This window comes from Chloroflexota bacterium (assembly GCA_015478725.1).
In the GTDB taxonomy this organism is placed as follows: domain Bacteria; phylum Chloroflexota; class Limnocylindria; order Limnocylindrales; family CSP1-4; genus C-114.
This window is the reverse complement of sequence record JADMIG010000084.1, coordinates 1-1,939: the sequence shown is the minus strand read 5'-3', so window position 1 is coordinate 1,939 and position 1,939 is coordinate 1. Positions and strand designations below refer to the sequence as shown.

Here is a 1,939-nt window from a genome sequence, read left to right as displayed (position 1 = left end):
CCGAACTTCCAGCCCTGATCCGGGCTGATCCGGCCTCCTCCACGTTCAGAACGAGCCCCGAGTGTGGTCTCGCGCGCTGCCGGATGTAGGCAGTAATAGGATTGACTCCTGGCGCGCTTTGTGCATACTGGTCGTATGCCGAAGGCGCGTACCGGAGCGATGCACGTAGTCAGGGTGGTGAGCCGCCAGAAGGGCCGCGAGTACGTGTCCGTCCTGCTCCGCAACTCGTATCGCGAGGACGGCAGGGTGAAGAAGCAGACGCTCGCCAATCTGTCCCACCTGCCCGAGCCCCTGGTCGAGCTCATCCGGGCTTGGCTGCGCGGCGAGCGCTTCCTGCCCGCCGGCGAAGCGATCTCGATCCGCCGGAGCCTGCCCCACGGCCACGTCGCGGCGGTCCTCGGGATGGTCCGCTCCCTCGGGCTGCCGGTACTCCTCGACCGGGCGCCGTCGCGCAGCCGGGACCTCGTGATCGCCCTTGTCACGGCTCGCCTGATCGCCCCTGCGTCCAAGCTCGCCACGGCGGCCCTCCTGGGTCAGAGCACCCTCGGTGCGGCATGCGGCGTGGACGGCGCCGACGAGAACGAGCTGTACGGGGCGATGGACTGGCTCCTGGCCCGCCAGGCGCGCGTGGAGCGCTCGCTCGCGGCCCGCCACCTCGAGCGGGGCAGCCTCGTGCTGTACGACCTCACGAGCACGTACGTCGAGGGGAGCCACTGCCCGCTCGCGCGCCATGGCCACTCCCGCGACCATCGGCCGGACCGCCCGCAGATCGAGTTCGGTCTGCTCACCGATGAGCGGGGCTGCCCGGTCGCGGTCGAGGCCTTCTCCGGCAACACCGCGGATCCGGCCACTGTGGAGGCTCAGGTCGAGAAGCTGCGGGCCCGCTTCGGCCTCACCGACATCGTCCTCGTCGGCGACCGGGGGATGCTCACCTCCGCCCGGATCGAGCGCCTCCGCGAGACCGGCGGGATCGGCTGGGTGAGCTGCCTGCGGGCCCCCGCGATCCGCCGTCTCGTCGACGCGGGTGACCTCCAGCTGTCGCTCTTCGACGAGCGCAACCTGGCCGAGATCACGAGCCCGGAGTTCCCGGGCGAGCGCCTCGTGGTGTGTCGCAATCCGGCGCTCGCAGCCGAGCGGGCCCGCAAGCGCGAGGCGCTCCTCGGCGCGACGGAGAAGGCGCTCGGGACGGTCGCCGGCATGGTCGGCCGGGGCAGCCTGCGGAGCGCCGCCGCGATCGGCCTGCGGGCAGGGAGGGTCGTCGACGCCAAGAAGATGGCCAAGCACTTCGAGCTCACGATCGCCGACGGGGTCTTCGCCTTCGAGCGCAGGGAGACCCTGATCGCGCAAGAGGCAGCCCTCGATGGGCTGTACGTCGTGCGGACGTCCGTCCCGGCCGAGCGCCTGGGCACGTCCGCCGTCGTCGAGACGTACAAGCGCCTCTCCGCGGTCGAGCGCGACTTCCGGGCCCTCAAGGGCGACGACCTCGCCGTCCGGCCGATCTTCCACTGGCGGGAGGATCGGGTCCGGGCGCACCTCTTCGTGTGCTTCCTCGCGGCCTACGTGCGCTGGCACCTCGAGGCCGCCTGGGCGCCGCTCCTGTACCGCGACGAGGCACCTCCCGAGCGCGTCGACCCGGTCGGGCCGCCCGAACGCTCGGCGGCCGCGATCGCCAAGGAGCGCGACCACCGCACCCCCGACGGCCTGCGGGTGGGCAGCTTCGCGACGCTCATGGCCGAGCTCGCCACCCTGACCCGCAACCGGGTCGTGCCCGCGGGGGCAGACGAGCGGGCGGCCTTCGAGCTCCTCTCAGAACCCACGCCGCTCCAGGCCCGGGCGTTCGAGCTCATCGGGATCGCTCCCGCGAGCGTGTAGTCAGAACGGCGCGGCCCGAAACGCCCGATCCACGTTCAGATCTGCCCGGTCAGGGCTGGAAGTTCGG

General features: G+C 71.8%; 1 protein-coding gene. It reads left to right on the top strand.

Annotated features, from left to right (window positions below):
* Positions 1 to 159 precede the first annotated feature (159 nt).
* Positions 160 to 1,872: an IS1634 family transposase gene (locus tag IVW53_15830; GenBank protein ID MBF6607033.1), complete on the top strand. Its 1,713-nt coding sequence runs from the start codon at positions 160 to 162 to the stop codon at positions 1,870 to 1,872.
* The last annotated feature ends 67 nt before the right edge of the window (positions 1,873 to 1,939 follow it).